5 protein-coding genes are annotated in these 6,566 nt (G+C 45.7%); 2 read left to right on the top strand and 3 right to left on the bottom strand.

All coding sequences use genetic code 11. From position 1 onward, the window contains the following. Positions 1 to 303: 303 nt before the first annotated feature. From V7Z60_RS08145 to V7Z60_RS08135, 3 genes are all read right to left on the bottom strand, one after another. Positions 304 to 639, bottom strand: a complete 336-nt coding sequence (locus V7Z60_RS08145; protein WP_334117335.1) for a type II toxin-antitoxin system RelE/ParE family toxin — start codon at positions 637 to 639, stop codon at positions 304 to 306. Next, the gene (locus V7Z60_RS08140; protein ID WP_334117334.1) at positions 640 to 936 is read right to left on the bottom strand and encodes a type II toxin-antitoxin system RelB/DinJ family antitoxin; all 297 of its coding nucleotides are present in this window, start codon (positions 934 to 936) and stop codon (positions 640 to 642) included. Positions 937 to 1,500: 564 nt separating this feature from the next. Further along, a complete protein-coding gene (locus V7Z60_RS08135) occupies positions 1,501 to 3,705 on the bottom strand; it encodes an LTA synthase family protein (RefSeq protein ID WP_334117333.1) in 2,205 nt (734 codons plus the stop codon). A gap of 249 nt (positions 3,706 to 3,954) precedes the next feature. Here V7Z60_RS08135 and V7Z60_RS08130 point away from each other — a divergent pair, with 249 nt between their 5' ends. Both V7Z60_RS08130 and V7Z60_RS08125 read left to right on the top strand, forming a co-directional pair. After that, positions 3,955 to 4,818, top strand: a complete 864-nt coding sequence (locus V7Z60_RS08130) for a GRP family sugar transporter (protein ID WP_334117332.1) — start codon at positions 3,955 to 3,957, stop codon at positions 4,816 to 4,818. Positions 4,819 to 4,994: 176 nt separating this feature from the next. Then, the gene (locus V7Z60_RS08125; protein ID WP_334117331.1) at positions 4,995 to 6,347 is read left to right on the top strand and encodes a glucose-6-phosphate isomerase; all 1,353 of its coding nucleotides are present in this window, start codon (positions 4,995 to 4,997) and stop codon (positions 6,345 to 6,347) included. The last annotated feature ends 219 nt before the right edge of the window (positions 6,348 to 6,566 follow it).

Here is a 6,566-nt window from a genome sequence, read left to right as displayed (position 1 = left end):
CGGAATCTCGTGAGAGATTCTAGAAACTCGGTATCTCTGATACCGAGTAGGTCATAAATCAACTTAAATGACATTACTAAATTGTAAAAGTAATGTGTAATCTTGCTATCTTCAATTACTATTTTGTTTTCCATCTACTTTAAGTAGAACAAAAATGTGTTCTGATGTCTCAGCGTTCATCCCCTGATCAAGGATGCCCGAAGCAACCTGATGATGATCCTTTGCAAGAGCTGTCATAACAGCATACACCATGAGATTGGAGACAGATAAAAGCAGCCCTTATGAATAAGGACTGCTGTTCTGTTAATCGTGCAGATTCATATTTTTCAATGTCCCGAGCTGATCCCGCTTTGCGTAGATTACATTCAGGATATATACCTTGCTGGATGCATCATCCGGTCTGTAGTAGATATAAAAGTTTTTGGCGATGATTTTTCGTACACCTTTGGAATGCCAGGGTTCCCGTTCAACGGGAGCGATACTGGAAGCCATGTATGTCAGCTTTTGTATCTCATTGCGGATGGCACGGATGTAATTTAGTGCAACATCCGGGACTAACAAGGTGTATGCGATGTAATTTCTGATTTCAAAAAGGTCAGCTTCTGCATCCGGTGTAATGACGATTTCATAGGCGTCCACTTATTTAAGGCTCCTTTCCAGATCGTCAAACACCTCGCTCATTGGTCTGCCCTCACCGGCAATTGCCTGTGCGTAGCTGTGCTGGAGTTTTGCATCGAGCTCGGCATCAGACATTGCATCAACGGTTCTTGGCTCTGTCGGAATCGTCAGAGAGAAAGGAACACCACGATGGTAAATAATCTGACGGTAAAGGGAATTGATTACAACAGAAACAGGAATACCGAGCTTTTTCAGGATGTCTTCTGCTTCGATCTTTACATTATTTTCAACGCGGGCACTTACGGTTGAGTCTTTCATATCAAACACCTCCTGTTGATTATATTGTAATTCATTGTCTTGCAGATTGCGAGACATATTGTGTGAACTGTGCGTGAATTTTATATCCCGATAGGGGCGGTCAAAATCTCTGTGGCTTTAGGTCATGGAAAAGCCCATCAAACGCACAAAAACGCCAGTTCAAACAAGGTGATTATAATGCCTCCAAGCATACAGTGAATTTTCTTTTTTACATGTACTTAAAGGGCATGATAACCCACTGCAAATCATCCAGCACTTTTGTTAGGGACATAGTTTTTTCCCAGCCTATACTTAGCAGGTTTTCAGTGCGTGGCTCTGGGGGTGCTGGGGGTGCGGCCACGGCATCGGGAAGGCAAAGCAGACTATTTTCGGTGGAATCCAGAATTCTGGTTTACTTTCCCCGTCACGACCCTGAGTTTGAGTGCCTGACAGATATTTGATCAAAATAAAAACACGTATGACCACAACTATGAATCATACGTGTTTTAAATTTAAGGAAGAGTCTCCCTCCCAGCCTTGTTTTTTTAAGTCGATGAATGCTTTAAAAAAACTCTTATTATCAGATTATTTGGTTGAAGTTGCAACGCTTGTTTCTGAAGATGACGAGGATGATGAAGATGATGCCGCCGAGGTCGAAGCCTCAGATGAAGCTTTTTTCCTTGCGCTTTCAAGGTTGTCCTTTTCAAAATCGCTGTTGTTGACTTCCGGAGCATCGGTTTCATAATCGTTTAAAGTGGATTTGTCACCGTTTTGATGCCACAGGCTCTTGGAATTGTCGCCAAGAGTCTTTTCCAGATTCAAAAGTCTGCCATAGCAGTTCTTGTAATTATACTCGGCCGGATTGATCGGCGTGAAGCCTTCAGGAACATAAAAACGAAGGAGATTTTGATTGTTGAGCGAGTCCGATAATGCAAGTTTTTCGCTGACCTTCCTTTGAGCCCGTTTGATTTTTTCCCTGACTTCATCAGTCGGGTGAGTAACGACGTTGCCGGTCCCGTTTTCGTAAATGGTATTTCCGATGACGGTATAATGCGGAGTAATGAAGTTTTCATTGCGGAATGCCACCGTCTGACTATGATCGGATGAGAACAGGTCGGAACCAAACATCAGGTACTTCTTGGTGTCAATGCCGACAAGGTGAAGCAGCGTCGGCAAGACATCGATTTCACCGCCGTAGGTGTCAAGAACCTTGCCGTCCGTCATGCCGGGAATGTGAATCATGAACGGCACGCGTTGAAGCTGTGCATTATCGTAGTCGCTCCATGTCGAACTGGATTTTCCAAGCAGAGGAGCAAGCTTCAGGTTGCGCGAATTGGAGATTCCGTAATGATCACCGTAAATGACGATGATGGAATTTTCGTACAGGCCTGATTTCTTCAGATAATCGAAGAATTCCTTGACGGCCTGGTCAAGATAATGCGCGGTCACGAAGTAATTGTCGACCGAACTGTCACCTGTATCGGCAGCCTTGAACGTCTTGTTCTGCGAATCAATCACGAACGGGAAGTGGTTGGAAACGGTAATGAATTTTGCATAGAACGGCTGCTGCAGATGTTCAAGATACTTGACGGAATCCCGGAAAAGCAGCTTGTCCTTGACGCCGTACTCGGTCAAGTTTTCCGAATCGGTGTCATAATAGCTCGCATCAAAGAAGTTCTGGTAGCCGAAATTCTTGTAGACATTGTCGCGGTTCCAGAACGATCCTGAATTTCCATGAAATACAGCGGATGAATAGCCGCTTTGCTGATTTAAGATGGCAGGTGCCGCTTCAAAGGTGTTGTCCGTTCCCAAAGCAGAGAACAGCGAGCCCTGCGGCAGCCCGAATGCTCCCGTTTCAAGCATCGTTTCCGCGTCCGAAGTCTTTCCCTGACCGACCTGGTTGAAGAAATTGGAAAAGCTGTATGTTTCCCTGCCGTTGTACAAGCTGTTCAGAAACGGCGTCACGGTCTTGCCGTTCAGCTTGTAGTTGATCAGAAACTGCTGAAAGCTTTCAAGGTGGATCACGATGATGTTCTTGTTCTTGGCAATTCCGAACATGCTTGGGTTCGGCTGCGCATAGTTTTTCTGCGTGTAGGAAATGACCTTGTTCAAATCTGAACTGTCCGCGTTTGATCTGGCCTGGTTATTCTTTGCAGTCTTGAGTCCGTCATAAACCGTAAAGGCATCGATTCCCAGATACTTTACAAGATAGTTGCGGTCGAACGTTCTCGTCAGAAGCTGCGGACGGTCGATTTCTCCCAGCGTAATGTTCAGCATCAGGAAGAACAGTGAAAACGACGTCATGGCAACAGCCTGCTTGCGGACAACCGGACGCTCGTCAAGCTTGATCTTCCTGAGCAGGAGCAGGATCAAAACGACGATCAGATCTCCGATAATGGCAATGTCCTGAGGCTTGAGCATTGAAAATGAACTCGTGCTCAAGCCCTGGGAAACAGATGAGTAGCCGAAGATGACGTTGATGGTCATGAAATCGGTGAATTCACGGTAATAGATAACGGAAATCAAAAGCAGCACTGAATTTGCCGTATAAAGCAAAAACAAACACAGATATGCCGGCAATGTCCGCTTAATGTAAAGGGCAATCGAAAAAATCAGCAGAGTCGTTGCAATCGGGTTTATCAATAAGACGAAATACTGGTAAATGCCGCTGACTCCCAGGTGGAAGTCGACCAGGTAAACAAAGATTGTCTTGGCCCAGAACAGGAATGCGCAGAGTGTAAAAAAGCCCCAGCGCGTATTCATGAAATTTTTAAATTTTGTCCAGCTCACAAACGCAAACCGTCCTTTCTTTGAGTCTAAACCTAAGATACAATTTTACTCCTAATGTTTCAGGATAGTCAATCAAACGCCGATATCTTAGAAAATAGTTAACCTTGAAAACAGCTAAGAAAGACTAATATTAGAAATGCTCATCAAAAGCAAATAGACTTTTAGACGCATGGTCTTGAAAATCGATAGATGTTATTGGTAGAATATTGTAGAAAGAGAATTTTTTATATAAGAGAGGTAAAGAGAATAATGTGGATTGCACTTATACCGATGCTTGCATGGGGCAGCATCGGACTCATCAGCGGCAAGATGGGCGGAGACGCTCATCAGCAGACGCTCGGAATGACGCTTGGCGCACTGGTATTTGCCGTCATCGAGACGGCATTTTCATTTCAGCATTTCATGCAGTACAGCTCGGTCAAGCTCTGGCTGGTCGGACTTGCATCCGGATTTTGCTGGTGCCTGGGTCAGAACAACCAGTTCAAGGCCATGAAGGCGGTCGGCGTTTCCAAGGCCATTCCCGTTTCGACCGGAGCTCAGCTTGTGGCAAATACAGTGGTGGGAGCCATCTTCTTCCATGAATGGGCGACAACGCATCAGCTTGTCTTCGGATTTTTAGCACTGGCCTTCCTTGTCGCCGGCGTTGCGTTCACGGCAATGCGTGACAAGAGCAATGCCGTCAAGACGACGGTCAGCGAGGACTGGGCAGAAGGCACGAGGACACTTGTCATCTCGACCGTGGGCTTTGTTCTGTACACTGTAGTGGTAACGCTTTTTTCCGTTGACACGATGGCAATGGTTCTTCCACAGGCAATCGGCATGGTCATCGGCGGCTTCGTCTTCTCGTACCGCGCCAATTCGTTCGAGAAGCCGATGTTCAGGAACATGGTGACGGGTCTTTCATGGGGCATTGGTAACTTCTGCATGTTCCAGGCAACGGCCATGATCGGTCTTGCGGTAAGCTTCTCCCTGGCTCAGTCCGGCATCGTCATCTCGACCTTCGGCTCAATCTTCCTCCTTGGTGAGAAGAAGACGAAGAGGGAAATGGTCTACGTAACGTTGGGTTCAGCGTTCGTGATCATCGGAAGTGTAATTCTTGGAATGCTCAAATAATGGCATTTTAATTTTTGCGGCAGATATTTGAACACTGCATTTGACATAAACCTTGCAAAAAATTATAAGGATTTTTAAGTGAAAATCTTAAGATATCGTCGATTTTTACTTTCAAAAATCGAATAATATAGTATAATTGTAAGCGTAGATAAAATTTATAAAGGAGAGACTGGATAATGGCACATATTTCATTTGATAGTTCAAATTTGAAGAAGTTCGTTCAAGATAATGAATTGGGCGAAATGCAGGCAATGGTCACGGCTTGTGATGAAGAATTACGCAAGGGCACAGGTGCTGGCGCAGATTTTCGCGGCTGGCTCGATCTTCCTGTTGATTATGACAAGGAAGAGTTCGACCGCATCAAGAAGGCTGCCAAGAAGATTCAATCAGATTCCGAAATTCTGATTGTCATCGGCATTGGCGGCTCATACCTGGGCGCACGTGCTGCAATCGAATTCCTGAATCATCAGTTCTATAACCTGCTTCCTGCTTCAAAGCGCAACGCACCGCAGATTTTCTTTGTCGGCAACTCAATCTCAGGTTCATACGTTCATGACCTGCTGGATCTTGTTGATGACCAGGACTTCTCCGTCAACGTCATCTCAAAGTCAGGCACGACGACGGAACCTTCAATTGCATTCCGTGTCTTCAAGGAAAAGCTTATTGAAAAGTATGGCAAGGAAGGCGCAAAGGAGCGCATCTACGCAACGACGGATCGCGCTCGCGGCGCTCTCAAGACAGAAGCAGATGCAGAAGGCTATGAATGCTTCGTAATTCCTGATGACGTCGGCGGTCGTTTCTCCGTGCTTACACCAGTCGGCTTGCTTCCAATTGCCGTTTCAGGTGCAAACGTTGATGATTTGATGAAGGGTGCTGCAGACGCACGTACCGATTATTCAGATGCTGACCTTGAAAAGAATGAGGCATACCAATATGCCGCACTTCGCAATATTTTGTATCGCAAGGGCTACACGACGGAAATCCTTGAAAATTATGAACCGTCATTGCAATACTTCTCCGAATGGTGGAAGCAATTGATGGGCGAATCAGAAGGCAAGGACCAGAAGGGCATCTATCCTTCTTCAGCAAACTTCTCAACGGACCTTCATTCGCTTGGACAATACATCCAGGAAGGTCGTCGCAATTTGATGGAAACGGTCATTCACGTTGACAACCCGACACATGACACGGACGTTCCAAAGGAAGCAGAAAACCTTGACGGCTTGAAGTATCTTGAAGGACGTACGATGAACTTTGTCAATGACAAGGCTATGCAAGGCGTTGTTCTGGCACATACGGACGGCAACGTTCCCAACATGATCGTCAATATTCCTGATCAGACTGCCTACACGCTTGGCTACCTGATCTACTTCTTTGAAGTTGCCGTTGGCATCTCCGGCTACCTGAACGGAATCAACCCGTTCAACCAGCCAGGTGTTGAAGCATACAAGAAGAACATGTTTGCTTTGCTTGGCCGTCCAGGCTATGAAGAATTGACGGAAGAACTCAATGCCCGTCTGGATAAATAAGCAGTTGTTCAAAAATGAATGAGACAGGAGTCTGGGAAAAAGTTCCTTTTTCGCTCTTGAATTAAATGAAATGTCGGACAAAGGAGGTCGATGAGCGACTGAATTTGTCCGGCATTTTTTCAGTTTTGAGACATGGCAGCCCTTTTGGGAAAATGCAGTGCTGAGCATCGCCTGCTCAATCAGGCAAGGTGTGAGAAGCAGCGGTTATGAGCCGTAAGC

It is taken from the genome of Ligilactobacillus sp., assembly GCF_036846325.1.
In the GTDB taxonomy this organism is placed as follows: Bacteria; Bacillota; Bacilli; order Lactobacillales; family Lactobacillaceae; genus Ligilactobacillus.
This window is presented reverse-complemented; position numbering and strand designations above follow the sequence as displayed.